Genomic DNA, 24,703 nt, shown 5'->3' on the forward strand with positions numbered 1-24,703 from the left:
GGGCCAGCCAGTATTCGGCTCCAAATGCGATCGAGGATAGGCGCACCCGGGGCCTCCATCGGGACTCTTCGAACTACCACCGCTCACCTTGCAGTGCGACTACCAAGCCCGCCGACGTGTCTGCGGCGCAGTATTCTTCACGCACCTGGCCCGCGTACTCCCCGACCCAGCAAAGGAGTCCAGGAATGACATGGCAGATCGTGTTCGTCGTGATATGCGTGATCGTCGCCGGCGTCGCGGCATTGTTCTGGCGACTCCCCTCCGATGACACGACGCGCAGCCGGGCCAAAACAGTGACAATAGCCGCCGTGGCAGCGGCGGCCGTGTTCTTCTTCTTGGGCTGTTTCACCATCGTTGGCACCCGCCAGTTCGCGATTATGACCACCTTCGGCCGTCCCACCGGCGTAAGCCTGAACAACGGCTTCCACGGCAAGTGGCCCTGGCAGATGACCCATCCCATGGATGGTGCGGTGCAGATCGACAAGTACGTCAAGGAAGGCAACACCGATCAGCGCATCACGGTGCGGCTGGGCAATCAATCCACCGCGCTGGCAGACGTCAGCATCCGCTGGCAACTCAAGCAGGCCGCTGCCCCGGAACTGTTCCAGCAGTACAAGACCTTCGACAACGTGCGCGTCAACCTGATCGAGCGCAACCTCTCGGTGGCGCTCAACGAGGTGTTCGCCGGCTTCAACCCGCTGGACCCGCGAAACCTCGACGTGTCCCCGCTGCCTTCGCTGGCCAAGCGCGCCGCCGACATCCTGCGCCAGGACGTGGGCGGGCAGGTCGACATTTTCGATGTCAATGTGCCCACCATCCAGTACGACCAGAGCACCGAGGACAAGATCAACCAGCTCAACCAGCAGCGCGCGCAGACCTCGATCGCCCTGGAAGCACAGCGAACTGCCGAGGCCCAGGCCAAGGCCAACGAGATCCTGTCCCGCTCGATCAGCGACGACCCCAACGTGGTGGTGCAGAACTGCATTACGGCCGCGATCAACAAGGGAATCAGCCCGCTGGGTTGCTGGCCGGGAAGCTCAGCGCTACCCACCATCGCAGTGCCGGGACGGTAACCGCGAAGATTGACCCCATGCCGATCCCCTTTGCCGATGGGATGCTCAGCCGGCTGGGTCGCCGCGGGGCAGCGCTCGACCTGATCGAGGAGTTCGAGGACGAGTCCGGGGAGCCCCCCGCATCCCTGAGCCCCGCCGACCTGCTGGCCGCCGAACCGGCCCTGCTGCTGCAGAAGATGGAGAACCGCCTCGTCCGGCACCACCTAGCCAATCCGGACGTGTTGAGCGGCGAACAGCTGCGCAAGCTGCGCTACATCCTCAATTTCGCCAGGCTGGCCGACTTCGAACCGGGGGCCGCGGGGCCGGGCGGAAGCCGCGGTCGCGGGGACATCTCGGTGGGCGGCCAAGTCGCGCCTTGGCGGTCCCGGGTCGTCGACGCGTTGTACGCACCGCTGCGCGAGGAGCCCGATCCGGTCACGGCGCTGGAGGGCGCGAAAGACGTGCTGGCGACGCTGGTCGACGACCAGGACGATCAGCGTCGAGTGCTCATCGAGCGCCACGGCAGCGACTTCTCCGCGACGGAACTCGACGCCGAGGTCGGCTACAAGAAGCTGGTGACCGTCCTCGGCGGCGGCGGGGGCGCGGGCTTCGTCTACATCGGCGGCATGCAACGGCTGCTGGCGGCCGGCCAGGTGCCCGACTACATGATCGGCTCGTCGTTCGGGTCGATCATCGGCAGCCTGGTGGCCCGTGAACTGCCGGTGCCGATCGACGAGTACGCCGAGTGGGCCAAAACGGTGTCCTACCGCGCCATCCTGGGCCCGGAGCGGCGGCGCAGCCGCCACGGGTTGGCCGGAATGTTCACCCTGCGCTTCGACCAGTTCGCCCATACCCTGCTCAGCCGTGCGGACGGCGAACGGATGCGCATGTCGGATCTGGCAATCCCGTTCGATGTCGTCGTCGCCGGTGTGCGCAGGCAGCCTTATGCGGCGCTGCCGTCCAGGTTCCGCCATCGCGAGCGGTCTACACTGACGTTGCGGTCGCTGCCGTTTCTGCCGATCGGTATCGGCCCGTGGGTGGCGGCACGCATGTGGCAAGTCGCGGCCTTCATCGACTTGCGGGTGGTCAAGCCGATCGTCATCAGCGCCGACGGCGCGACACGCGACGTCAACGTCGTTGACGCGGCGTCTTTCTCGTCGGCCATCCCCGGTGTGCTGCACCACGAAACCAGCGACCCGCGGATGCTGCCAATCCTCGACGAGTTGTGCGCCGACCAGGACGTCGCGGCGATGGTCGACGGCGGCGCGGCCAGCAACGTCCCGGTCGAATTGGCGTGGGAGCGGGTCCGCGACGGGCGGCTCGGCACCCGCAACGCGTGTTATCTGGCGTTCGACTGCTTCCATCCGCACTGGGACCCCCGACATCTGTGGCTGGTACCGATCACCCAGGCGGTCCAGCTGCAGATGGTGCGCAACCTGCCCTACGCCGACCACCTCGTCCGATTCGAGCCGACGCTGTCGCCGGTGAACCTGGCGCCGTCCGCGGCGGCCATCGACCGGGCTTGCCGGTGGGGGCGCGACAGCGTCGAACCGGCGATTGCGGTGACATCGGCGCTGCTGGAGCCGACGTGGTGGGAAGGCGACAGGCCCCCCGCCGCCGAACCCAAGGAACGCACAAAGTCGGCGGCCTCGTCGATGAGCGCCGTGATGGCCGCGATTCAGGCGCCGACGGGCCGGTTTCGGCGATGGCGAAGCCGCCACCTGACCTAGCGACGGCTACAGGGAACGCGACCTCGGCGGTCGAAAGCAAACCAGGTGCACAAGTGCAACAACAACGATTCCGATCACCAACCCAGTCGCCGCGCACGCCGCGGTGCTGACCAACCAGGTCAGCGCGCCACCAGCAGACCCCACCAGGTGGTCATCTAGGTGGTGAACCAGGCGGTACGGGGCGTGCCAGCCGAGGTGGTCGCTGCCCACAAGCACTATGTGGCCGCCCACCCAGAGCATGGCTCCCATCCCGACCGCTGACAGCGCCGATAGCAGTTTGGGCATCCCCGCGACCAGGCCCCCGCCGATCCGCTGCCCGAATCGGGACGCGGTCTGGGTGAGGCGCAGGCCGACGTCGTCCATTTGGACGATGACGGCGACGACACCGTACACCGCGGCGGTGATGACGAGGGCGACGATGACGAGGACGATGAGGCGCGGCACGAATGGCTGGTCGGCCACCTCGTTGAGGGCGATCACCATGATCTCGGCGGATAGGATGAAGTCGGTCCGGATCGCCCCGGCCACCAGCTCGCGTTCGGCGACCTGCGGCGCGGCGTCGTGGCCACGGCCGCCGATGACGCCGCACACCTTTTCGGCGCCCTCGTAGCACAGATACGTGGCGCCCAACATCAGCAGCGGGGTCAACAGCCACGGCACGAGCTGGCTGAGCAGCAATGCACCGGGAAGGATGAGCAGCAGCTTGTTGCGCACCGACCCGATCGCGATGCGTTTGATGATCGGCAGCTCACGCTCAGCGGTGATCCGGTGGACGTATTGCGGCGTCACCGCCGTGTCGTCAATGACCACTCCCGCAGCCTTTGCCGTCGCACGACCGGCGGCGGCGCCGATGTCGTCAATCGAGGCGGCGGCCAGCCGTGCAAGAACCGCGACATGGTCCAGCAGTCCGAACAGACCGCCGCTCATCGCGACTCCGCCATCACGATCGAGGTTACCGTCTGCCGTCGTTGTCGCCAGCGGTGCCGTAGAGCCCGCCGGGTCGCAGCGCTCGCAGAGCCACCCGGCCCCCCGGGTCTTCAGCGGTGGCGGGCACGACCGCGACGCAATCGGCACCGGCATCCGCGTAGGCGCGGAGCCGGGCCGCCACTCGATCGGGGCTACCCAACGCACACACCCGGTCGAGCAGTTCGCTGGGGACAGCGACCGCCAGTTCGCGGCGAGTAGCCCGGGACCGCGCGCTACGGACCAGGCCGTCGAAACCCAGCGCGCTGAACATTTCGCCATAGCCGGGCGGGGCGAGGTACACCGCCAGCTGAGCTGCCAGCTGGGAGTGCGCGGCCGCACCGGGGTTGACGGCGACCGGCACGCACACCGTGAGGCGCGGCGCGGCACGGCCGGCCGCGGCGGCTGCGCTGTCGATCGCCGCACGAACCCGCCCGACACGGAACGGCGATGCCAGGTTGAGCACGACCTCATCGGCGTGCTGCGCGGCCAGGCGAATCATGCCAGGTCCAAACGCCCCCAACGCAATTCGCGTATCGGGCGCCGCACCGCGCAGCCGGAATCCGCGGCTGTTGACGTGACGGCCGCTGTATTCGACCCGCGCACCGGTAAATATCGACCGCAGGCATTCGATGGTTTCGCGCATGACCGGCACGTGGTGCGCCCAAGGTCGGCCATGCCAGCCGGCCACGATCGCCGGACTGGAAGCTCCCAGCGCGAGGTCAACCCGACAGCCGGTGAGAGAAGCGACCGAACTGACCCCTAGCGCCAGCCCCACCGGACCGCGAACGCCGACGGCTAGCGGTCCGACCTTCAGCGTCATGTTTGGCGTGCGGAGCCCGATCGAGGTCGCGAGCGCGAACGCATCGTAGGTCGCCATTTCGCCGATCCACAGCGCAGCGAAACCCGTGTCAGCGGCCGCGAGCGCGACATCGGTTGCCTCGTGGTCGGGGCGGTCAAGCCAGAACGGTAGGGCGACTTCGATATCGGTCATAGCATCGACACGTCGGCCGGCTGGTCGAGCAGGACACGCCCGGGCAGTTCGCGTGATGCCTCGTTGACCTGGAAATGGGCGGTAGCGGTGAATGCGTCGCGGAACCGGCGCTGCAGCGGTGCGTTGTCGTAGATGGCGGTGCCGCCCGCCAGATCATACATGCTGCGCACCACGTCGGCCGAGGTCCGTACCGCGTGCGTGGCCGCCAACCGCAGCCGGTTGCGCATCGTCACCGGTACCGCCTCGGCATCGTGGCTGACCTGCCAGGCCGCCTCGATTACCTCGTAGAACAGGGCGCGGGCGGCGCCCAGCGCCGACTCGGCGGTTGCCGCCGCGGCTTGGGTCGCCGAACGTTCCGCCAAGGTCCGAGTGGACCCAAGCCCTTTCTTGCCGCCGGCCAGCTCGACCAGATCGTCAATCGCGGCGCGCGCATTGCCCAACGCAGCCGCGCCAATCGACAACGCGAAAAATCCAAACACCGGAAAGCGATACAGCGGCCGGTCCACGATTGGTCCGTCAAACACCGAGAACACGCGATCAGCGGGCACGAAGACGTCGTCGGCAACGCAGTCGTGGCTGCCGGTGCCACGCAAACCCAATGTGTGCCAAGTGTCGAGGACCTGCAGCTCGTCCTTGTTCAGCGCGACGACCGACGGCACTTGCCGGTCGTCGACGAAGCAGCCGGCGAACATGATGTCCGCGTGGTTGATCCCGCTGCAAAACGGCCAGCGTCCGGACACCACGACACCGCCGTCGACGGACCGGGCCGTGCCACGTGGCGCCCACACCCCCGCCGCGACACCCCGCCCCCCGCCGAACATTTCCTCGCGGCTGCGCGCCGGCAGGTAGGCGACCAGCAGGGCACTGGTAATCGCGATCGACACACACCATCCCGCTGACGCGTCACCACGCGCCACCGCCTCGGCGCACCGCAGCGCCCGCCCGGGTGCCAGCTCCGGCGCCGCAACCTCACGCGGCATGGTGGCGCGCAGCAAGCCGGCCTCGCGCAGCCGGGTCACCAGCTCGTCTGGCAGCCGACGATCGCGCTCGATTTCCGCGGATCGCGCTCGGGCCCACCGCGCGATCTTCTCGGCGAGGATCTCGATCTCGGTTTCGCTTTGGTTCACGGGCGGCTCCTGATGACGGTGGCGGTTCAATGAAGTTACCACCCTTGGTTCAGTCATTGAACCAGGTACAGTTGGTGGACCATGGCCGTTTCCGATCTATCCCACCGCTTCGAAGGGGAGTCGGTCGGCCGGGCGCTCGAGCTAGTCGGTGAACGCTGGACGCTGCTTATCCTGCGTGAGGCGTTCTTCGGGGTGCGGCGGTTCGGTCAGCTCGCGCGGAACCTTGGCATTCCGCGGCCCACGCTGTCCTCGCGGCTGCGGATGCTCGTCGAGGTGGGTCTTTTTGACCGGGTGCCATATTCCTCCGACCCCGAGCGACACGAGTACCGGCTCACCGAAGCGGGCCGCGATCTGTTCGCCGCGATCGTCGTCCTCATGCAGTGGGGGGATGAGTACTTGCCACGCCCAGAAGGACCACCGATCAAGCTGCGCCACCACACCTGCGGCGAGCACGCCGACCCACGCCTGATCTGTACCCACTGCGGCGAGGAGATCACCGCGCGCAATGTGACACCTGAACCGGGGCCGGGCTTTAAAGCCAAGCTGGCGTCCTCATAACGATTCCCAACCTCAAATTGTTGCGAATCGATAATGCAAGCCGAACCACGTCGCCGAACAAGGCCGTACACCTTGGCCGGGAAACTATCGTCATTTTGTGCACCGTCGAACGGCCCTGAAGCTCCCGCTGCTGCTGGCGGCAGGCACGGTGCTGGGCCAAGCGCCGCGGGCCGCCGCCGAAGAACCAGGCCGGTGGTCGGCCGACCGCGCACATCGCTGGTATCAAGCGCACGGCTGGCTCGTCGGTGCAAACTACATCACCTCGAACGCCATCAACCAGCTCGAGATGTTCCAGCCAGGCACATACGATCCCCGGCGCATCGACAACGAGCTGGGCCTTGCGCGGTTTCACGGGTTCAACACCGTGCGAGTCTTCCTCCACGACCTGCTGTGGGCCCAAGACGCGCCCGGTTTCCAAACCCGGCTCGCGCAGTTCGTCGCCATCGCGGCGCGATACCACATCAAACCGCTCTTTGTCCTGTTCGACTCCTGCTGGGACCCGCTCCCCAGACCGGGTCGGCAGCGGGCGCCAAGGGCTGGGGTGCACAACTCCGGGTGGGTGCAAAGTCCGGGTGCTGAACGCCTCGATGACCGCCGCTATGCCAGCACGCTGTACAACTACGTCACGGGTGTGTTGGGCCAATTCCGCAACGACGATCGCGTGTTGGGTTGGGACCTGTGGAATGAACCCGACAATCCCGCGCGCGTGTATCGCAAGGTGGAAAGGAAAGACAAGCTCGAGCGCGTCGCGGAGCTCCTCCCCCAAGTGTTCCGATGGGCCCGCACGGTCGATCCGGTTCAACCGCTGACCAGTGGTGTCTGGCAAGGGAATTGGGGAGATCCCGGACGCCGCAGCACCATCAGCGCCATTCAACTCGACAACGCCGACGTGATCACCTTCCACAGTTACGCCGCGCCGGCCGAATTCGAGGGCCGCATCGCTGAGCTCGCTCCGTTGCAGCGGCCAATCCTGTGCACCGAGTACCTGGCGCGGTCCCAAGGCAGCACTGTCGAGGGAATCCTGCCGATTGCTAAGCGGCACAACGTTGGTGCGTTCAATTGGGGTTTGGTGGCGGGAAAGACTCAGACCTATTTGCCGTGGGATTCGTGGGATCACCCCTACCGCGCGCCCCCGAAGGTGTGGTTTCACGACCTGCTACACCCCAACGGCCGGCCGTATCGGGACGGCGAAGTTCAAACGATTCGGAAGCTGAACGGGATGCCGAGCCAGGACTAGGCTTTCCCCAGCCCGCATTGGGCGCGGCTCGCCGAATGCGAGCCCGACACCTACTGAAAACCATGTGCGCGGTCGGCCTGGCGGAACCGGATCAGGCGGCGATACCGAGTTGCTGGTTAATCTGCGGCCAGGACAGCAAACCCCAGGGGGTGAGCAGTATCCAGTCGTGGATTTGCCAGGGGGCCAGTACGAAGCTGAACGGCGCTCCTTGGACTACGGCTGTGTGCTCGAGGACAACCGCTTGTTGTGCGAGCGGATCAAGCGAGCCCGAATAGACATACGTCGGCGGAAGACCGTTCAGCGACCCATACAGCGGACTGACCAGCGGGTCGTTGACCGCAAGATTGCCTGCCCACGCCTGGCTGATCTGCCAGGTCCCCACATCGAGCCACGGGGACAGCAACACCATGGACGACGGTACTGGGTTGCCCTGGCTCACCATGTATTGGGCGGCCGCCAGTGCGAGGTTGCCGCCCGCGGAGTCCCCGACCACGCTGACGTTGGAGACCCCGTGTTGCGCGATTTGCGTGGAGATGAGCCCGGCCATCGCCGGTACTACCGTCCCGGCAGTGCCTCCTTCCTGCACCAACGGGTAAATCGGCACTTGCACGGTCGCGCCGGTCTGGTAAGCCGTCACCGAGTAGTTGAGCCAGTGGAAGATTGACGGCGGCAGGATAAACGCGCCGCCGTGAATGGCAACCACGTATTCGCCGGTTGGATGAGCCGGCGTGATCTGCACGACGCTCATCCCGTCATAGGTGGTGTACTGGACCGTCTGTCCCAGCAGCGAGTTCAGCAACGGCGGTGGGGAGTTGCCAAGAAACCACGACAGCGGCGGTATGTCGCTGGCAATGAGCGCTAAAAGTGGATTGTTTGGGATTGCAAAGTGAGTTTCGAGCGCAGACAAACTCAGCAGGGGTTTCACCGGCCACAGCGAAGCGATGTCGAATCCGGCAGCCCCTGACGGCGTGCCGGTGAAGATCCCTGCCTGCGCCGCCGCGAAAGGCGGAACCTGCGTGAATCCGGCGGCCAGCGCCGTGGGGGCCCGCTGAATTTCCTGGTGAATCGTGGCAAAACCGTTCCCGATACCGCTGGCGAATTCACTCTGCAACAGCGAAGCGTTGGCCAGCTCGGCGGCGGCATACCCCTTGGCCGCGCCTGTCAATGCCTGCACAAACCGCTCATGAAACACCGCAAGCTGTGCGCTAAGAGCTTGATAGTCCTGACCATGGCCGGAAAACAAAGCCGCGATCGCGGCTGACACCTCGTCCTCGGCAGCGGCTAATACCGTCGTGGTGGCACCCGCGACACCCTGGCTCGCCGTCGCGACCACCGAACCAATCGAAGCCACGTCTGTGGCCGCGGCGGACATCACCTCCGGCAACGCAACAACATAAGACACCACGCCGCTCCCGCCACCTCACGGCAACTTCCCCAGTTGCCCAGCCACTACCGATCGCCGAGTAGCCGGAGCTTATGCCCACGCCGAGTAGTCACGTGCCAGTTTGCGCGAATTCCCAAAGTTAGACCGGCAAACGTGACGGCACCGATCCGTGTGGTGCAGCCGCCGGGAATCGAACACTCTCCGACGCAAAACGACCTGCGATTACGCGCGGGGCGTTGATGGCGTCAAGAAGGAATGAGGCGGCGAACGCGGGCGTTGGGGTGCCGCTATGCGTTGAACAATTGCTATACGATTGTGCAACATCAGCTATCGTCGTACTCATGACCGCGACCATCGGCTTCCGACCTACTGAAAAAGACGAGCAGATCATCAACGCCGCAATGCGCAGCGGCGAGCGCAAGAGCGACGTCATCCGGCGGGCACTGCAGCTGCTCGAACGGGAAGTGTGGATCAAGCAAGCTCGCACCGACGCTGAGCGACTTCGAGACGAGGATGTCTCCACTGAACCGGACGCGTGGTGATTCGGGGAGCGGTCTACAGGGTCGACTTCGGCGATGCGAAGCGAGGCCACGAGCAACGCGGGCGGCGCTACGCCGTGGTCATCAGCCCCGGCTCGATGCCGTGGAGTGTAGTAACCGTGGTGCCGACGTCGACAAGCGCCCAACCTGCGGTTTTCCGACCAGAGCTGGAAGTCATGGGAACAAAGACACGGTTCCTGGTGGATCAGATCCGGACGATCGGCATCGTCTATGTGCACGGCGATCCGGTCGACTATCTGGACCGTGACCAAATGGCCAAGGTGGAACACGCCGTGGCACGATACCTTGGTCTGTGATGGCCGTCGCATCTGCAAATGGGCCACCGACCTGGCCCTTCGGTGGAGCTGCCGGGAATCGAACCCGGGTCCTACGGCATTCCCTCAAGGCTTCTCCGTGCGCAGTTCGCTATGCCTCTGCTCGGATCTCCCGGTCACGCGAACTAGCCGAGATGACGATCCCAGTCGCTGTGGTTGTCCCGAGGAGTCCCGCGACCGGACTCATCGGTGGATCCCTCTAGCTGATGCCAGGGTCCGGGCCGAGGGCGTTCCCGGTCTGACAGACTAGCCGTCGCTTAGGCAGCGAGAGCGTAGTCGCGCTGATGTGAATCGGCGCTTATTTGGTCGCAACGACGCTTACGGTGGTCTCTTGCCTGCACCGGCACGCTTCCCTTGATTCGATGCGCGAAGTCGAAACCGTTCAGCCCCTCGCATCCCTGCCGACCTTCGGCAGGACCATCAATCCTACGCCGCTCTCAACAACCGGCAACGCCATTAACTTCCCGGTCAGATCACGAAGTTCAGGCGCTCGAGGATGTGACCGGCCAGCTCCTTGTCGCCGCCGAGTTCCACATCCTGGCTGCGCGCCGGGCTCATCGGGCGCCCGCCGGCGAGCCTGGTGAACTGCAGTCCGTCCAGGCGGATCGTCGCCGTCGGCGCCGGCCCACCGAAGTCGTCGACCACCCGCGCTCGACCGTCCACGGAAACGCGGATGCTGCGAGACAGCGGGCCGGTCAGCTCCAACAGCACGCGGGAGCCGTCGGGCGCTTTGGCCAGCTTGCCGACGACGAACCCCATGGTGGCCGCTATCTCATCGAGGACCAGCGGTGACGCCGGCCCGCCGAGTTCGTCGTCGGACGACGGGCGCTGCACCGCCGCGCGGATGTCCTGTTCGTGCATCCAGCAGTCGAAGATGCGTATCCGCATGAACCGCCCGTAGCTGTCGGGGCCCGAGGGGGTGGTCGTCGGCGCATTCCATTCGTCATCGGAAAGGCTCGCTAAGACCTTGCGGCGCTGGCTAGTCACTGCGCGAAACCGCTCCAGCAAGCCCACACCCGATTCTGTGCCCAGATGACGCACCCAGCACTCGTTCATCACGCCGATGGGGTTGCGGACATGCGCAAGCGCAGAGACGTCTGTGTCTGGTTCTGGTGCGGCGATGCCGAGCAGAAATGACTCGGTGCCGATGATGTGCGACACCACGGCCTTGACGTCCCAACCGGGCAGCGGACTCGTTGCCTGCCAGTCCGTCTCGAGCAGTCCATCGAGCAGCGCATCCAGGGAGTGCCAAACGGCGAACAGCCCGGCCAGCACGTCGGACTTGTCCAGTGTGGTAAGGGGACGGCCCGGTGTGGTCACAAAGTGATGCTAAACCTCACATTGCCCAGTTCTCGATCAGGTCATGCCCTTAGCGCGCCGACCCAACTCGCGGAGCACTTCACGCTGGGCATCACGACGGGCCATGTCCTGGCGTTTGTCGCGGGCTTGCTTGCCTCGGGCCAGCGCAAGCTCAACCTTGACCTTGCCTTCGGCGAAATACAGCGACAACGGCACCAGGGCGAAGTTGCCTTCGCGGATCTTGCCGACCAAGGTGTCGATCTGGCGGCGATGCAACAGCAGTTTGCGGTTGCGTCGCGGCTCGTGGTTGGTCCAGCTGCCGTGCCGGTATTCCGGGATGTGCGCGTTGCGCAGCCACACTTCGCCGTCGTCGATGGTGGCGAACGAATCGGCCAGCGACGCCTGCCCTTCCCGCAGGCTCTTCACCTCCGTGCCTTGCAGCGCAACCCCGGCCTCGAACACCTCGATGATCGAATAGTTGTGCCGGGCTTTGCGATTGCTGGCAACGATCTGCCGGCCGCCACGCGACGACTTGGACACAGCTATCGCCGCACGTAGAGGCGCAGCGTTAAGTAAGCCGTCAACCCCGACATCGCCACGCCCAACAGCAGCAGCCACGGCGTGATGAAGAGGATGTCCGCATAGTCAACCTTGGCAATGAGATTGGCTTGATAAAACTGGTTGAGCGCATTCTCCAGGAACAAAGCCCGCACCACCATCAAGCCCGCTACGGCGATGCCGACACCCATCGTCGCGGCCAGCATCGCCTCCACTAGGAACGGCAGCTGGGTGTACCAGCGGCTGGCACCGACCAAGCGCATGATGCCGATTTCGGTGCGCCGCGTATAGGCAGCCACTTGGACCATGTTGGCGATCAACAGAATCGCCCCGATGGCCTGAACCAGCGCGACCGCGAACGCGGCATTGCTCAAACCATCAAGGACCGCGAACAGCCGGTCAATCAGCTCCTTTTGATTCAGCACGTCCAAGACGCCGGGCTGCCCCTTCATAGCGGTGTCAAAGTCCTTGTGCTGCTCGGGGTTCTCCAGCTTGACAATGAACGACGCCGGGAACGAATCCTTGCCCGCCACGTCCTTGAACTGGGGAAACTTGCGGATGGCATCGTCATAGGCCTGCTGGCGGTTAAGGAAACGCACCGCTTTGACGTCGGATCGCGTTTCGATCTTCTCCCGTAACGCTTTGCACGCAGTGGTATCGCAGGACGAGTCGTTGGCGGAAACGTCTTCGGTGAGAAAGACCTGAGATTCCACCCGGTCGAGATAGATGGCCCGGGAGCTGTCGGCCAACCGGACCACCAACATACCGCCGCCGAACAATCCGACCGAGATCGCGGTCGTCAGGATCATCGCGATCGTCATGGTGACATTGCGACGAAAGCCGGTCAGGACCTCATTTAGCAGGAAACCGAAACGCACTTAGCGATCCATCCCGTAGACGCCACGCTGTTCGTCGCGTACCAGCCTGCCCAGGGACAACTCAACCACCCGTTGGCGCATCGAGTCGACGATGTGGTGGTCGTGCGTGGCCATCAGCACCGTCGTGCCGGTGCGGTTGATCCGCTCCAATAAGTCCATGATGTCCCTACTGGTCTCCGGGTCGAGGTTTCCGGTGGGCTCGTCGGCCAGCAGTACCAGCGGCCGGTTGACAAAGGCGCGGGCGATCGCAACGCGCTGTTGCTCGCCGCCCGACAGCTCGTCTGGCAGCCGATTGGCCTTGCCGGACAGACCGACCGTCTCGAGCACTTCGGGGACCACCCGGTTGATCGCGTCGGTGCGTTTGCCGATGACCTCCAATGCGAAGGCGACGTTGTCGTACACCGTCTTCTGCTGCAGCAACCGAAAGTCCTGGAAGACGCAGCCGATCACCTGACGCAGCTTCGGTACGTGGCGACCGCGGAGTTTGTTGACATGAAACTTCGAGACCCGGACATCACCACTGGTCGGCGTCTCCGCTGCCAGCAGCAGCCGCATGAAGGTTGACTTGCCCGAACCCGACGGGCCGATCAGGAAGACGAACTCACCCTTGTCGATCTTGACGTTGATGTCATCCAACGCCGGACGCGCCGACGATTTGTACTGCTTGGTGACATGGTCCAGGGTGATCATCACGGCACGCCAGTGTAGCGGTGAGATTAGCGGGCAGGCGAAATCAACGGGTCGGTGGCTCGGATTTGGGGTAGGTGCCGGCCGTCGGACCCGGCCCGGGCTGCGGTAGCGGTGCCGGTGGTGTTGGGGTCGTGGTGCCCGGGCCGAACGGCGGCGGCAACTCAAACGGCGGCGGGACAGCCGAATCGGTCGTGGTTTCGGGCGGGCTGACCGGCGGTGTGCTCGACGTGGTGGTCGGCGTCGCCTTGACGGTGGGTGGTTGCACTCTGGTTCGCGGCACCCAGGTGTAGTCAGGATCGGGCACGAAGCCCGGCGGCACCACCTGGGTCGGCGGAGAGTCACCAGGACCTGGTGCCTGTGGCCTATAGGTCTCGTAAATCCACCACACCGCCAGGAACGCGGCGATCAACACCAGGGTCGACGTGCGGATCCGGCCGAACAGATAGCCCGGCCAGTGCCGTTTCTGGTTGCTGAGCTTCACGCTACTGCTCCGGACTTTCTGCCACCGCGGCCCGCGCATCGGCCGCGGTGACTATCCCGGCGCGGGTGAGCGCGCGGATCACCAGCACCCGCAACTGCCGGCCCGCCTCGAACTGCTTGCCGGGTAGGGTGCGGGCCACCAGTCGCAGGGTGACGGTGTCCACTTCGATGCGCTCCACGCCCATGACCGTGGGCTCATCCAACAACAGCTCTCCCAGCAGCGAGTCGTGGCGCGCGTGCTCACACTCCTGATGCAAGACCTCGTTCACGCGGCCGAGATCGGCGCTGGTCGGGACGGGGATGTCCACGACCGCGCGGGCCCAGTCCTTGGACAGGTTGACCGACTTGACGATGTTCCCGTTGGGAACGGTGAACACCTCACCCTCGCTGGAACGCAGCTTGGTCACCCGCAGCGTGACGTCCTCCACCGTGCCGGCCGCGTTCTCCGGTGACCCCACCATGCTGAGTTCGACCAAATCGCCGAACCCGTACTGCTTCTCCACGATGATGAAGAACCCGGCGAGTAGGTCCTGCACCAGGCGTTGGGCACCGAAGCCCAGCGCGGCGCCGAGCACCGCCGCCGGCCCCACCAACGCACCGACCGGAACCGGCAACACATCGATGACCTCGTACACAACGACGACATAGATGAGGACGATCGACACCCACGAGATCACCGACGCTACGGCCTGGCGGTGCTTGGTTGCCTCCGAGCGCACCAACGCGTCGCTTTCGGTAAACCCCAGGTCGAGGCGCCGGGTCACCCGGTTGGCAAGCCAAGTCACGAAGCGGGCCGCCAGCACCGCTGCGATCAGCAGCATGACGATGCGCAGGCCCCGGTTGAGGATCCAGTCGCCGATTTCACCGCGCCAGAAGTTATGCCAGTGCTGTGCTATCGAGGTGGCCAGAACTGTGCCGCTAGTCGTCATTACGTCGATTGCGCCACCGGATCCCGGCTTCCAGGAATCCGTCGAGGTCTCCATCCAGAACGGCCGCCGGATTGCCGACCTCGTACTCGGTGCGCAGATCCTTGACCATCTGATATGGGTGCAGCACATAGGAACGCATCTGGTTACCCCAGGAGCTGCCGCCGTCGGCCTTCAACGCGTCGAGCTCGGCGCGTTCTTCTAAGCGCTTGCGTTCCAACAACTTTGCTTGCAGAACCCGCATCGCCGCGATCTTGTTCTGCAGTTGGGACTTCTCGTTCTGGCAGGTGACCACGATACCGCTGGGAATGTGGGTGAGCCGCACCGCTGAGTCTGTCGTGTTCACCGATTGCCCGCCGGGCCCGCTGGAGCGATAGACGTCGACGCGGACATCGCCCTCGGGGATGTCAATGTGGTCGGTGGTCTCCACCACCGGCAGCACTTCGACTTCGGCGAACGACGTCTGTCGCCGGCTCTGGTTGTCGAACGGGCTGATCCGCACCAGCCGGTGGGTGCCCTGTTCGACCGACAACGTGCCGTAGGCGAACGGTGCGTGCACGGCGAACGTGGCGCTTTTGATGCCGGCTTCTTCGGCATAGGAGGTGTCGAACACCTCGACGGGGTATTTGTGCTGCTCGGCCCAGCGGATATACATCCGCATCAGCATCTCGGCCCAGTCTGCGGCGTCCACCCCACCCGCGCCGGACCGGATGGTGACCAGCGCCTCACGCTCGTCGTATTCCCCCGACAGCAGGGTGCGCACCTCGGTGGCCTCGATGTCGGCGCGCAACGACTTGAGCTCCGCGTCGGCCTCGGCGACGGCATCGGCGGCGGCCGCGCCCGCTTCCTCGGCGGCCAGCTCGTAGAGCACCGGCAGGTCGTCCAGGCGGCGCCTTAGCTCCTCGACGCGCCGCAGCTCTCCCTGGGTGTGCGACAACTCGCTGGTCACCCGCTGCGCCCGGGTCTGGTCGTCCCACAAGTGCGGATCAGATGCCTCATGCTCGAGCTTCTCGATGCGGCTGCGCAGACCCTCGACGTCGAGCACCCGCTCCACCGTGGTCAGGGTGCAGTCCAAGGCGGCGATGTCGGCTTGACGGTCGGGGTCCACAGCAGCCAAGGTTACCGGCATCAGCGTCTAGCATCAGATGACCGTCATGTGCACCGCACGACTGCGGCCCAGCCCATTCGCAGCCCCTTGCGCCGCAGCCGGGCACAACACAGAGGCTCGAGTATGCGTCCCTATTACATCGCCATCGTGGGCTCCGGGCCGTCGGCGTTCTTCGCCGCGGCATCCTTGCTGAAGGCCGCCGACACGACCGAGGACCTCGACATGGCCGTCGACATGCTGGAGATGTTGCCGACTCCCTGGGGGCTGGTGCGCTCCGGGGTCGCGCCGGATCACCCCAAGATCAAGTCGATCAGCAAGCAATTCGAAAAGACGGCCGAGGACCCCCGCTTCCGCTTCTTCGGCAATGTGGTCGTCGGCGAACACGTCCAGCCCGGCGAGCTCTCCGAGCGCTACGACGCCGTGATCTACGCCGTCGGCGCGCAGTCCGATCGCATGTTGAACATCCCCGGTGAGGACCTGCCGGGCAGTATCGCCGCCGTCGATTTCGTCGGCTGGTACAACGCACATCCACACTTCGAGCAGGTATCACCCGATCTGTCGGGCGCCCGGGCCGTAGTTATCGGCAATGGAAACGTCGCGCTAGACGTGGCACGGATTCTGCTCACCGATCCCGACGTGTTGGCACGCACCGATATCGCCGATCACGCTTTGGAATCGCTACGCCCACGCGGTATCCAGGAGGTGGTGATCGTCGGGCGCCGAGGTCCGCTGCAGGCCGCGTTCACCACGTTGGAGTTGCGCGAGCTGGCCGACCTCGACGGGGTTGACGTGGTGATCGATCCGGCGGAGCTGGACGGCATTACCGACGAGGACGCGGCCGCGGTGGGCAAGGTCTGCAAGCAGAACATCAAGGTGCTGCGTGGCTATGCGGACCGCGAACCCCGCCCGGGACACCGCCGCATGGTGTTCCGGTTCTTGACCTCTCCGATCGAGATCAAGGGCAAGCGCAAAGTGGAGCGGATCGTGCTGGGCCGCAACGAGCTGGTCTCCGACGGCAGCGGGCGAGTGGCGGCCAAGGACACCGGCGAGCGCGAGGAGCTGCCAGCTCAGCTGGTCGTGCGGTCGGTCGGCTACCGCGGGGTGCCCACGCCCGGGCTGCCGTTCGACGACCAGAGCGGGACCATCCCCAACGTCGGCGGCCGAATCAACGGCAGCCCCAACGAATACGTCGTCGGGTGGATCAAGCGCGGGCCGACCGGGGTGATCGGGACCAACAAGAAGGACGCCCAAGACACCGTCGACACCTTGATCAAGAATCTTGGCAACGCCAAGGAGGGCGCCGAGTGCAAGAGCTTTCCGGAAGATCATGCCGACCAGGTGGCCGACTGGCTAGCAGCACGCCAGCCGAAGCTGGTCACGTCGGCCCACTGGCAGGTGATCGACGCTTTCGAGCGGGCCGCCGGCGAGCCGCACGGGCGTCCCCGGGTCAAGTTGGCCAGCCTGGCCGAGCTGTTGCGGATTGGGCTCGGCTGATCAGCGACCGAGCAACACCCCTGGGTTGAGGATCCCGGCCGGGTCGAGTGCGGACTTCGCCGCCCGCAGGGCCGCCGCGAACGGGTCGGGACGCTGCCGGTCATACCAAGCGCGGTGGTCGCGACCGACCGCATGGTGGTGGGTGATGGTACCGCCACTGGCGCTGATCGCCTCGGACACGGCAGCCTTGATCTCGTCCCACTGCGCGTCGAGCGACCCCCAGCGCCCGCCGGCATAGATGCCGTAGTAAGGAGCCGGGCCGTCCGGGTAGACATGGGTGAATCGACAGGTCACTACTCCGGTCCCGCATACCTTCCAGATCGCGGTCCGAGCGGCATCGGTCACCGCGGCATGTAGAGTATCGAATCCGTCCCAGGTGCAAGCGGTTTCGAATGTTTCGGCGATAACTCCGCGGCGAACCAGCGCGTCTCGTTGATACGGCATGCGCAGAAACGCCGAGCGCCAGTTCGCGGCTGCGTTGTGTTCCGTTGCGTCGCTTGTAGTTCCGCGGCTACGTTGCGCGGTCACCGTGCCGCCGTGTTCGGCGGTGATCGCCACCGCCCGGTGCAGCCACGGGTCTATCGGGTGGTCGGCAGACTCGAACGCCAACACCAACAGCCCGCCACCAACGGACGTGCCGGCATTCAGCAACGCCTCGGCCGGATCCAACAGCCGGCAGTTGGCCGGGTACAGCCCCGCCTGAGCGATCGTCCGGGTCGCGGCGACCGCGGCGGCCCAGTCGTCAAACACCACGGACACCGTGACCTGCCATCGCGGACGGTGTTGCAGCCGCATCCACGCCTCGGTGATGATGCCAAGCGTCCCCTCGGACCCGAGGAACAACCGGTCCGGGGATGGTCCGGCACCGCTTCCGGGCAGCCGCCGGGACTCGCTGATCCCCACCGGGGTGACAATCCGCAGCGATTCGGTCAAGTCGTCGATATGGGTATAGAGCGTGGCGAAGTGTCCGCCGGAGCGGGTGGCCAACCAGCCACCGAGAGTCGAGAAGCCGAAGGACTGCGGGAAATGGCGCAGTGTCAAATCGTGTGGGCGAAGCTGATGCTCGATCGAGGGGCCGAACGCACCCGCCTGGATGCGCGCGGCACGGCTGACACGGTCAATCTCAAGCACCGCGCTCATGGCAGTGACGTCGACCGTGACCACCGGCTCATCGAAGCGCGGCTCGACACCGCCAACCACCGAGCTGCCACCACCGTATGGGATGACCGCAATCCCCTCGCGCGCACACCAATCCAGCACGTCGATCACGTCCTGCTCGCTGCGGGGTCGGGCGATGAGGTCGGGCAGGTGGTCGAGCTGGCCCTGCAGGTTGCGTGCGATGTCGCGATACGCTTTGCCGCGCGCGTGTCCGGCCCGATCGACGAGATCGCTTGAGCAGAGCGCGGCCAGCGATGCCGGCGGGCTGACCCGTGGGGCCGCCAAACCGAGCGCGGTCAGGTCCGGCGGCGGGTGGTCGCTCAGGTCATGGCCGGACACCAGTGCCGCGACTCGCGACTGTAGCGCTTGCGTCTCCTGATCGGAGAGCGCGTCCTCGACTGTGCCCCAACCCCACCACGAACGCATGCTGATGGTGTCAGCGTTTGAGGACGATCATGGCTCCGCCGACGACCACCAGCACCAGGGCCGCGACGATAGCCCATCCAGCACCGGCTAGCCACCACATGACACCCAATGCGGCGAGTACCGGCGACAGCGCGAAGAACACCATTACCGGGTGCTGCCTAATCACTGCGAGGGCACTGGTCGCCCGGACTCGATCGATTTCCTTGCCTGGCATGCCCTTCAGGATGCCAGCTGACTACCACAATGCAAGCAGCGATGAGCCGACGAACCGTCATCCTTGGCCTGCTCCCGCTCGCTGTTGTCGTCACGAATGGCGCACGATGCGGCGCACCAATGCCTGTGACCGAAGGCGGTTCGGGCTGTCATTGACAATTCATGAAGATGCCTGCCGCATCATATCCGTTGTGCCCGTTGTTCTAGAAGTCCGACGTGCTGAGCCTGCCCACCCGGCGACCCCATATCCGGAACCCCTCGCGCGCTGCAGCCGCTCACCTGGTCTGAACGAAAGCTCGCACATGAGTGGTCGGATTCCGCCCTAACAACGCGCCATAAACGCAGGCTCATGCGCTGCGCCACGATGCGCCGATGCATTTCGGTAACGATTGTTAGTTAACCCTTGTACGAAACTCTCTTGAGGCGCTCTAACCGACTGCGTCCAAAGTGGAGGATCGAAAAGATGATAGGAAAATGAGTACGCCTACGCTGCCTGATATGGTAGCTCCATCCCCGAGAGTGCGAGTAAAAGACCGTTGTCGCCGGATGATGGGGGACCTACGCCTTTCCGTTATCGATCAGTGCAATTTGCGATGCCGTTATTGTATGCCCGAAGAGCACTACACATGGTTGCCGCGGCAAGATTTGCTATCCGTCAAAGAAATCAGCGCCATTGTAGATGTTTTCCTTTCCGTTGGGGTAAGTAAAGTTCGAATCACCGGTGGCGAACCGCTGATCCGCCCAGATTTGCCGGAAATAGTGAGGACATTGAGCGCAAAGGTCGGCGAAGATTCAGGTCTGAGAGACTTAGCGATCACGACGAACGGCGTCCTTCTCGCCGACCGCGTTGACGGCCTGAAGGCTGCGGGTATGAAACGCATCACTGTCAGTCTTGATACGTTGCAACCCGAGCGCTTCAAGGCGATAAGTCAGCGTAATAGCCACGATAAGGTCATCGCGGGTATCAAGGCTGTCGCAGCCGCGGGATTTACGGACACAAAAATAGACACAACGGTGATGCGTGGTGCCAATCACGATGAGCTGGCTGATCTGATCGAATTCGCTCGGACTGTTAACGCGGAAGTCAGGTTCATTGAGTACATGGACGTCGGCGGCGCAACTCACTGGGCATGGGAGAAGGTCTTTACCAAAGCGAACATGCTCGAGTCCCTTGAGAAACGGTATGGACGTATTGAGCCTTTGCCCAAACATGATACGGCGCCCGCCAATCGATATGCGCTTCCGGACGGAACTACCTTCGGAATTATCGCGTCGACAACGGAGCCATTCTGCGCAACCTGTGACCGTTCACGGTTGACCGCCGATGGCTTATGGCTGCATTGCTTGTACGCAATATCGGGTATCAACCTAAGGGAGCCGCTGCGTGCAGGCGCGACTCACGATGACTTGGTGGAAACCGTGACAACCGGATGGCGGCGACGAACGGATCGCGGAGCAGAGCAGCGTCTTGCCCAACGCGAGCGCGGAGTGTTCCTGCCATTAAGCACGTTAAAGGCCGACCCGCATCTGGAGATGCACACCAGGGGCGGGTAAGCCGAACGAACAGTCGATTGATCAACGACTCCACAGTTGAGGAAGGAACCATGACGGTCAGCACCCCTGAGCAACACGAGCAACGAGCATCCCACGATGCATCCGAGGGAAAGCACAACGTATGTCAGGGGAGGCTGGCCGCACTTGCCGACGCGGCCGTGTCAGAGAAACTCGGAGCACTACCTGGCTGGCAGCTTCTCGACATGCGACTCAGCCGCGCTTTTCAGTGCACAAATTTCGACCAATCCATTGACTTCATGAATAGGGTCGCATCAATAGCAAACGATATCAATCACCATCCCGATATCGCTGTACTGGACAAGCGTTCGGTGCGCGTGACGGCGTGGACGCGCAAGCTGGGCTATCTGACCGACATCGACTTCGATCTTGCGGCGTCCGTCGAGGCGATGTATGCGACAGAATTCGCTGACAGGCCAGCACGATGATCGACCATGCACTCGCGCTGACACATATCGATGAGCGTGGTGCGGCACGAATGGTCGATGTGTCCGAGAAACCCGTGACTTTGAGGGTTGCCAAAGCGTCAGGGCTCGTGATCATGAAGCCGTCTACCTTGAGGATGATTTCCGACGGTGCCGCTGCTAAGGGTGACGTCATGGCGGCGGCCCGGATAGCTGGCATCGCGGCGGCGAAACGTACGGGTGATCTTATTCCGCTATGCCACCCGTTAGGGCTCGACGCTGTCAGCGTCACTATCACGCCGTGCGAGCCTGACCGGGTGAAGATTCTGGCGACAACCACCACGCTGGGGCGTACCGGCGTGGAAATGGAAGCGTTGACCGCAGTTTCAGTCGCCGCCTTGACTATCTACGACATGTGCAAAGCCGTCGATCGAGCCATGGAGATTTCTCAGATCGTGCTCCAAGAGAAAAGCGGCGGCCGGTCCGGAGTTTATCGCCGAAGTGCTTCTGATTTGGCCTGTCAGTCCCGATAAGTAGGTGAGTGTCTGAATGATTAAAGTGAATGTTCTTTACTTCGGTGCCGTTCGTGAGGCGTGTGACGAAACGCCTCGGGAGGAAGTAGAGGTTCAGAACGGTACCGATGTCGGGAATCTTGTTGATCAACTCCAGCAAAAATACCCTCGCCTTCGCGATCATTGTCAGCGAGTACAGATGGCGGTCAACCAATTCATCGCGCCGCTGTCGACCGTTCTCGGCGATGGTGATGAGGTCGCCTTCATCCCGCAGGTAGCCGGAGGCTGAACAAGGGGATGACCGGCCGTGAATGCGCTCTCATCGTCGCCGCTGTTCGGCAACGTGGGAGTTCCAGTGCCGGCGTGCAGAACGACCGAAATTCGCCGCACCCGAATAGTCGGGTCGCATAGATGACCAGCAGGGATGGATTCACCATCGTTTGGGATTGGAACGGGACGCTGTGCGACGACCGGACAATTCTTCTCGACGCGGTTGGGCAGACGCTGGTCAACGAGGGATTCGAGCCTCTTTCGCAACAGCAGCTGATCCAACGGTTCGCACGCCCACTACGAACGTTTTTCGAGAATGCGTGCGGTCGAGATCTCTTGACGTCCGAGTGGGAACGCGTCCAATCCACCTTTCGCCGAATCTATCGATCGCGAGAAGCTGAAGTCACACTCGTCGAAGATGCGTACGACGTTCTGGCGCAGGGAAACCGCAGCGCCGCTGGGCAGTTCTTATTATCGCTGGCGCCTCACGACGAGCTTATGCACTTCGTCCAAAAATACGGGATTGCCAAGTGGTTCAACGGAATCCGTGGCCGGACTCGGCCCGACCAAGAAAAACCCATGATGCTGGCAGAACTGATCATGCAGCGCTCTCTGAATCCCACTCGCGTGGTGCACATCGGCGATTCGCTTGAGGACGCCGCTGCTGCCAGCGCGGTCGGAGCCATTTCCGTCTTGGTCACCGGAGCTTCACTGCAGCCACCCGACCGAGTCATGCTCAAACAGTTGCAGCCCTTCGTTGCGAGTTCGCTGAAGCAAGCACTGCAGTACGCGGGTGGCGACGGTGATTGACGACGAAGGTACGCAGGTGGTGGCGGCGCGCCTGCCGTTCGGATGGTCAGCCGACAGTGGGGTGACAGCCGACATCATCGAGGCAGCGATGGAACTTGCGATCGACACAGCGCGACATGCCACGGCACCGTTTGGCGCTGCGCTGCTTGATGTTACGACACTCCGAGCATTCTCGGGTGGCAACACCTATTTTGAATCGGGGGATCGCTTCGCTCACGCCGAAACCAACGTTCTACGGGCCGCAATGAGCACATTGCCGGAGCTTTCAAATCACGTGCTGATATCCACCGCCGAGCCATGCCCGATGTGCGCGGCGGCCAGCGTGCTCAGCGGAGTGAGAGCCATCATCTTCGGCACATCAATCGAGACCCTTATCCAGTGCGGTTGGTTCCAAATCCGCATCAGCGCTTCGGATGTGGTGGCGGCCTCCACTCGTCCCACGCGTCCATCGGTGTATAGCGGTTTCCTCAGCCACAAGACGGACTTGTTGTACCGGAACTCCGAAAACCGACGAGCAATGAACCCCTGGACCGATCCATCGCATTGACTCGGCTTGCCGACTACCTCACTGACCCAGGAGGAGAGTTACGTCCAGGGGTGTGGTGTACGGGCAGGTAAGGCCGGTGGGCGTGTCGTAGCCCAGTAGTGGGCGGTCATCGCGTGATCCTTCGAAACGACCAGCAAAAGTCAATCGAAGGAAATGACGCAATGACCTCTTCTCATCTTATCGACGCCGAGCAGCTTCTGGCTGACCAACTCGCACAGGCGAGCCCGGATCTGCTGCGCGGGCTGCTCTCGACGTTCATCGCCGCCTTGATGGGGGCTGAAGCCGACGCCCTGTGCGGGGCGGGCTACCGCGAACGCAGCGATGAGCGGTCCAATCAGCGCAACGGCTACCGCCACCGTGATTTCGACACCCGTGCCGCAACCATCGACGTCGCGATCCCCAAGCTGCGCCAGGGCAGCTATTTCCCGGACTGGCTGCTGCAGCGCCGCAAGCGAGCTGAACGCGCACTGACCAGCGTGGTGGCGACCTGCTACCTGCTGGGAGTATCCACTCGCCGGATGGAGCGCCTGGTCGAAACACTTGGTGTGACAAAGCTTTCCAAGTCGCAAGTGTCGATCATGGCCAAAGAGCTCGACGAAGCCGTAGAGGCGTTTCGGACCCGCCCGCTCGATGCCGGCCCGTATACCTTCCTCGCCGCCGACGCCCTGGTGCTCAAGGTGCGCGAGGCAGGCCGCGTCGTCGGGGTGCACACCTTGATCGCCACCGGCGTCAACGCCGAGGGCTACCGAGAGATCCTGGGCATCCAGGTCACCTCCGCCGAGGACGGGGCCGGCTGGCTGGCGTTCTTCCGCGACCTGGTCGCCCGCGGCCTGTCCGGGGTCGCGCTGGTCACCAGCGACGCCCACGCCGGCCTGGTGGCCGCGATCGGCGCCACCCTGCCCGCAGCGGCCTGGCAGCGCTGCAGAACCCACTACGCAGCCAATCTGATGGCAGCCACCCCGAAGCCCTCCTGGCCGTGGGTGCGCACCCTGCTGCACTCCATCTACGACCAGCCCGACGCCGAATCAGTTGTTGCCCAATATGATCGGGTACTCGACGCTCTGACCGACAAACTCCCCGCGGTGGCCGAGCACCTCGACACCGCCCGCACCGACCTGCTGGCGTTCACCGCCTTCCCCAAGCAGATCTGGCGCCAAATCTGGTCCAACAACCCCCAGGAACGCCTCAACCGAGAGGTACGACGCCGAACCGACGTCGTGGGCATCTTCCCCGACCGCGCCTCGATCATCCGCCTCGTCGGAGCCGTCCTCGCCGAACAACACGACGAATGGATCGAAGGACGGCGCTACCTGGGCCTCGAGGTCCTCACCCGAGCCCGAGCAGCACTGACCAGCACCGAAGAACCCGCCAAGCAGCAAACCACCAACACCCCAGCACTGACCACCTAGACTGCCACCCGAAGGATCACGCGAGGAACC

Annotated in this window: 27 protein-coding genes, 1 other RNA gene and 3 other annotated features; of the genes, 14 read left to right on the forward strand and 14 right to left on the reverse strand. The window is 64.0% G+C overall.

Features of this window, described 5'->3' with window-relative positions; translation table 11 throughout:
* The first annotated feature begins 185 nt into the window (after nt 1-185).
* A complete protein-coding gene (locus Rv3090) occupies nt 186-1,073 on the forward strand; it encodes a hypothetical protein (RefSeq protein ID NP_217606.1) in 888 nt (295 codons plus the stop codon).
* A 17-nt stretch (nt 1,074-1,090) separates the two neighbouring features.
* On the forward strand, nt 1,091-2,782 hold the full coding sequence (locus Rv3091) for a hypothetical protein (RefSeq protein NP_217607.1): 1,692 nt from the start codon (nt 1,091-1,093) through the stop codon (nt 2,780-2,782).
* A gap of 6 nt (nt 2,783-2,788) precedes the next feature.
* Here the strand turns inward: Rv3091 and Rv3092c are convergent, their stop codons facing one another.
* Genes Rv3092c through Rv3094c form a run of 3 tightly spaced genes read right to left on the reverse strand, consistent with a single transcriptional unit; the run spans nt 2,789 to nt 5,866 of the window.
* Nucleotides 2,789-3,709, reverse strand: coding sequence for an integral membrane protein (locus tag Rv3092c; RefSeq protein ID NP_217608.1), 921 nt, complete (start codon nt 3,707-3,709; stop codon nt 2,789-2,791).
* Between the two features lie 25 nt (nt 3,710-3,734).
* Entirely contained in the window at nt 3,735-4,739 is a 1,005-nt protein-coding gene (locus Rv3093c) for an oxidoreductase (RefSeq protein ID NP_217609.1), read from the reverse strand.
* Nucleotides 4,736-5,866, reverse strand: coding sequence for a hypothetical protein (locus Rv3094c; RefSeq protein ID NP_217610.1), 1,131 nt, complete (start codon nt 5,864-5,866; stop codon nt 4,736-4,738). The genes Rv3093c and Rv3094c overlap by 4 nt, the downstream gene beginning before the upstream one ends.
* Before the next feature lie 81 nt (nt 5,867-5,947).
* Here Rv3094c and Rv3095 point away from each other — a divergent pair, with 81 nt between their 5' ends.
* Together Rv3095 and Rv3096 are read left to right on the forward strand one after the other, a co-directional pair.
* On the forward strand, nt 5,948-6,424 hold the full coding sequence (locus Rv3095) for an HTH-type transcriptional regulator (protein NP_217611.1): 477 nt from the start codon (nt 5,948-5,950) through the stop codon (nt 6,422-6,424).
* A gap of 97 nt (nt 6,425-6,521) precedes the next feature.
* Nucleotides 6,522-7,661, forward strand: a complete 1,140-nt coding sequence (locus tag Rv3096) for a hypothetical protein (RefSeq protein NP_217612.1) — start codon at nt 6,522-6,524, stop codon at nt 7,659-7,661.
* A 91-nt stretch (nt 7,662-7,752) separates the two neighbouring features.
* Here the strand turns inward: Rv3096 and lipY are convergent, their stop codons facing one another.
* Both lipY and Rv3098c read right to left on the reverse strand, forming a co-directional pair.
* The gene (gene lipY, locus Rv3097c; RefSeq protein ID YP_177924.1) at nt 7,753-9,066 is read right to left on the reverse strand and encodes a triacylglycerol lipase Lip; all 1,314 of its coding nucleotides are present in this window, start codon (nt 9,064-9,066) and stop codon (nt 7,753-7,755) included.
* Between the two features lie 118 nt (nt 9,067-9,184).
* On the reverse strand, nt 9,185-9,637 hold the full coding sequence (locus Rv3098c) for a hypothetical protein (RefSeq protein NP_217614.1): 453 nt from the start codon (nt 9,635-9,637) through the stop codon (nt 9,185-9,187).
* Between Rv3098c and Rv3098A the strand changes: the two genes are divergently transcribed.
* Nucleotides 9,581-9,901 (forward strand): PemK-like protein, encoded by a 321-nt coding sequence (locus Rv3098A; RefSeq protein YP_007411812.1) that lies wholly within the window; start codon nt 9,581-9,583, stop codon nt 9,899-9,901. The genes Rv3098c and Rv3098A overlap by 57 nt on opposite strands.
* A 40-nt stretch (nt 9,902-9,941) precedes the next feature.
* On the opposite strand, the gene ssr is transcribed toward Rv3098A, so the two are convergent.
* The 8 genes from ssr to prfB form a co-directional block, all read right to left on the reverse strand.
* Nucleotides 9,942-10,309, reverse strand: an RNA gene (gene ssr / locus RVnc0046) — 10Sa RNA.
* Nucleotides 10,310-10,387: 78 nt separating this feature from the next.
* Nucleotides 10,388-11,239, reverse strand: a complete 852-nt coding sequence (locus Rv3099c) for a hypothetical protein (protein ID NP_217615.1) — start codon at nt 11,237-11,239, stop codon at nt 10,388-10,390.
* Between the two features lie 36 nt (nt 11,240-11,275).
* Complete coding sequence (smpB, locus tag Rv3100c) at nt 11,276-11,758, reverse strand: SsrA-binding protein (RefSeq protein NP_217616.1); 483 nt, start codon at nt 11,756-11,758, stop codon at nt 11,276-11,278.
* A 2-nt stretch (nt 11,759-11,760) separates the two neighbouring features.
* On the reverse strand, nt 11,761-12,654 hold the full coding sequence (gene ftsX, locus Rv3101c; RefSeq protein ID NP_217617.1) for a cell division protein FtsX: 894 nt from the start codon (nt 12,652-12,654) through the stop codon (nt 11,761-11,763).
* On the reverse strand, nt 12,655-13,344 hold the full coding sequence (gene ftsE / locus Rv3102c) for a cell division ATP-binding protein FtsE (RefSeq protein NP_217618.1): 690 nt from the start codon (nt 13,342-13,344) through the stop codon (nt 12,655-12,657).
* Between the two features lie 43 nt (nt 13,345-13,387).
* Nucleotides 13,388-13,825 carry a hypothetical protein gene (locus tag Rv3103c; RefSeq protein NP_217619.1) on the reverse strand — a complete coding sequence of 146 codons (438 nt, stop codon included), beginning with the start codon at nt 13,823-13,825 and terminating at the stop codon, nt 13,388-13,390.
* A gap of 1 nt (nt 13,826) precedes the next feature.
* On the reverse strand, nt 13,827-14,753 hold the full coding sequence (locus Rv3104c; protein NP_217620.1) for a transmembrane protein: 927 nt from the start codon (nt 14,751-14,753) through the stop codon (nt 13,827-13,829).
* On the reverse strand, nt 14,743-15,879 hold the full coding sequence (prfB, locus tag Rv3105c; protein NP_217621.1) for a peptide chain release factor PrfB: 1,137 nt from the start codon (nt 15,877-15,879) through the stop codon (nt 14,743-14,745). The genes Rv3104c and prfB overlap by 11 nt, the downstream gene beginning before the upstream one ends.
* 102 nt (nt 15,880-15,981) lie before the next feature.
* On the opposite strand from prfB, the gene fprA reads away from it, so the two are divergent.
* Nucleotides 15,982-17,352, forward strand: coding sequence for an NADPH-ferredoxin reductase FprA (gene fprA / locus Rv3106; protein ID NP_217622.1), 1,371 nt, complete (start codon nt 15,982-15,984; stop codon nt 17,350-17,352).
* Here the strand turns inward: fprA and agpS are convergent, their stop codons facing one another.
* Complete coding sequence (gene agpS, locus Rv3107c) at nt 17,353-18,936, reverse strand: alkyldihydroxyacetonephosphate synthase (protein NP_217623.1); 1,584 nt, start codon at nt 18,934-18,936, stop codon at nt 17,353-17,355.
* A 98-nt stretch (nt 18,937-19,034) separates the two neighbouring features.
* Here agpS and Rv3108 point away from each other — a divergent pair, with 98 nt between their 5' ends.
* The 8 genes from Rv3108 to Rv3115 all read left to right on the forward strand — a co-directional run bounded on the left by Rv3108 (nt 19,035) and on the right by Rv3115 (nt 24,673).
* Entirely contained in the window at nt 19,035-19,475 is a 441-nt protein-coding gene (locus Rv3108) for a hypothetical protein (RefSeq protein NP_217624.1), read from the forward strand.
* 148 nt (nt 19,476-19,623) lie between these two features.
* Complete coding sequence (gene moaA1, locus Rv3109; RefSeq protein YP_177925.1) at nt 19,624-20,703, forward strand: cyclic pyranopterin monophosphate synthase; 1,080 nt, start codon at nt 19,624-19,626, stop codon at nt 20,701-20,703.
* 50 nt (nt 20,704-20,753) lie between these two features.
* Nucleotides 20,754-21,149 carry a pterin-4-alpha-carbinolamine dehydratase gene (moaB1, locus tag Rv3110; protein YP_177926.1) on the forward strand — a complete coding sequence of 132 codons (396 nt, stop codon included), beginning with the start codon at nt 20,754-20,756 and terminating at the stop codon, nt 21,147-21,149.
* Nucleotides 21,146-21,658 (forward strand): cyclic pyranopterin monophosphate synthase accessory protein, encoded by a 513-nt coding sequence (gene moaC1, locus Rv3111; protein YP_177927.1) that lies wholly within the window; start codon nt 21,146-21,148, stop codon nt 21,656-21,658. Before moaB1 ends, moaC1 begins: the two co-directional genes overlap by 4 nt.
* 16 nt (nt 21,659-21,674) lie before the next feature.
* Nucleotides 21,675-21,926 (forward strand): molybdenum cofactor biosynthesis protein MoaD, encoded by a 252-nt coding sequence (moaD1, locus tag Rv3112; protein YP_177928.1) that lies wholly within the window; start codon nt 21,675-21,677, stop codon nt 21,924-21,926.
* Between the two features lie 122 nt (nt 21,927-22,048).
* Nucleotides 22,049-22,717, forward strand: a complete 669-nt coding sequence (locus Rv3113) for a phosphatase (RefSeq protein ID NP_217629.1) — start codon at nt 22,049-22,051, stop codon at nt 22,715-22,717.
* Nucleotides 22,718-22,733: 16 nt separating this feature from the next.
* Complete coding sequence (locus Rv3114) at nt 22,734-23,264, forward strand: hypothetical protein (RefSeq protein NP_217630.1); 531 nt, start codon at nt 22,734-22,736, stop codon at nt 23,262-23,264.
* Nucleotides 23,265-23,373: 109 nt separating this feature from the next.
* Nucleotides 23,374-23,388, forward strand: a repeat region (15 bp inverted repeat at left end of IS1081: TCGCGTGATCCTTCG. This region is a possible MT-complex-specific genomic island (See Becq et al.,2007).).
* Nucleotides 23,374-24,697 (forward strand) — a mobile genetic element (IS1081-6, len: 1324 nt. Insertion sequence IS1081. This region is a possible MT-complex-specific genomic island (See Becq et al., 2007).). Its footprint overlaps the feature before it by 15 nt.
* A complete protein-coding gene (locus Rv3115) occupies nt 23,426-24,673 on the forward strand; it encodes a transposase (protein ID NP_217631.1) in 1,248 nt (415 codons plus the stop codon). Its footprint overlaps the feature before it by 1,248 nt.
* Nucleotides 24,683-24,697 (reverse strand) — a repeat region (15 bp inverted repeat at right end of IS1081: TCGCGTGATCCTTCG. This region is a possible MT-complex-specific genomic island (See Becq et al.,2007).).
* Nucleotides 24,698-24,703: the final 6 nt, after the last annotated feature.

The organism is Mycobacterium tuberculosis H37Rv, assembly GCF_000195955.2.
GTDB classification, from domain to species: Bacteria; Actinomycetota; Actinomycetes; order Mycobacteriales; family Mycobacteriaceae; genus Mycobacterium; species Mycobacterium tuberculosis.

Coding starts and splice junctions, on each gene's coding strand:
- Rv3090 (NP_217606.1), top strand. CDS start 186: ATGACATGGCAGATCGTGTTCGTCGTGATATGCGTGATCGTCGCCGGC.
- Rv3091 (NP_217607.1), top strand. CDS start 1,091: ATGCCGATCCCCTTTGCCGATGGGATGCTCAGCCGGCTGGGTCGCCGC.
- Rv3092c (NP_217608.1), bottom strand. CDS start 3,709: ATGAGCGGCGGTCTGTTCGGACTGCTGGACCATGTCGCGGTTCTTGCA.
- Rv3093c (NP_217609.1), bottom strand. CDS start 4,739: ATGACCGATATCGAAGTCGCCCTACCGTTCTGGCTTGACCGCCCCGAC.
- Rv3095 (NP_217611.1), top strand. CDS start 5,948: ATGGCCGTTTCCGATCTATCCCACCGCTTCGAAGGGGAGTCGGTCGGC.
- ftsE (NP_217618.1), bottom strand. CDS start 13,344: ATGATCACCCTGGACCATGTCACCAAGCAGTACAAATCGTCGGCGCGT.
- Rv3104c (NP_217620.1), bottom strand. CDS start 14,753: ATGACGACTAGCGGCACAGTTCTGGCCACCTCGATAGCACAGCACTGG.
- prfB (NP_217621.1), bottom strand. CDS start 15,879: ATGCCGGTAACCTTGGCTGCTGTGGACCCCGACCGTCAAGCCGACATC.
- fprA (NP_217622.1), top strand. CDS start 15,982: ATGCGTCCCTATTACATCGCCATCGTGGGCTCCGGGCCGTCGGCGTTC.
- agpS (NP_217623.1), bottom strand. CDS start 18,936: ATGCGTTCGTGGTGGGGTTGGGGCACAGTCGAGGACGCGCTCTCCGAT.
- Rv3108 (NP_217624.1), top strand. CDS start 19,035: ATGACACCCAATGCGGCGAGTACCGGCGACAGCGCGAAGAACACCATT.
- moaA1 (YP_177925.1), top strand. CDS start 19,624: ATGAGTACGCCTACGCTGCCTGATATGGTAGCTCCATCCCCGAGAGTG.
- moaB1 (YP_177926.1), top strand. CDS start 20,754: ATGACGGTCAGCACCCCTGAGCAACACGAGCAACGAGCATCCCACGAT.
- moaC1 (YP_177927.1), top strand. CDS start 21,146: ATGATCGACCATGCACTCGCGCTGACACATATCGATGAGCGTGGTGCG.
- moaD1 (YP_177928.1), top strand. CDS start 21,675: ATGATTAAAGTGAATGTTCTTTACTTCGGTGCCGTTCGTGAGGCGTGT.
- Rv3113 (NP_217629.1), top strand. CDS start 22,049: ATGACCAGCAGGGATGGATTCACCATCGTTTGGGATTGGAACGGGACG.
- Rv3115 (NP_217631.1), top strand. CDS start 23,426: ATGACCTCTTCTCATCTTATCGACGCCGAGCAGCTTCTGGCTGACCAA.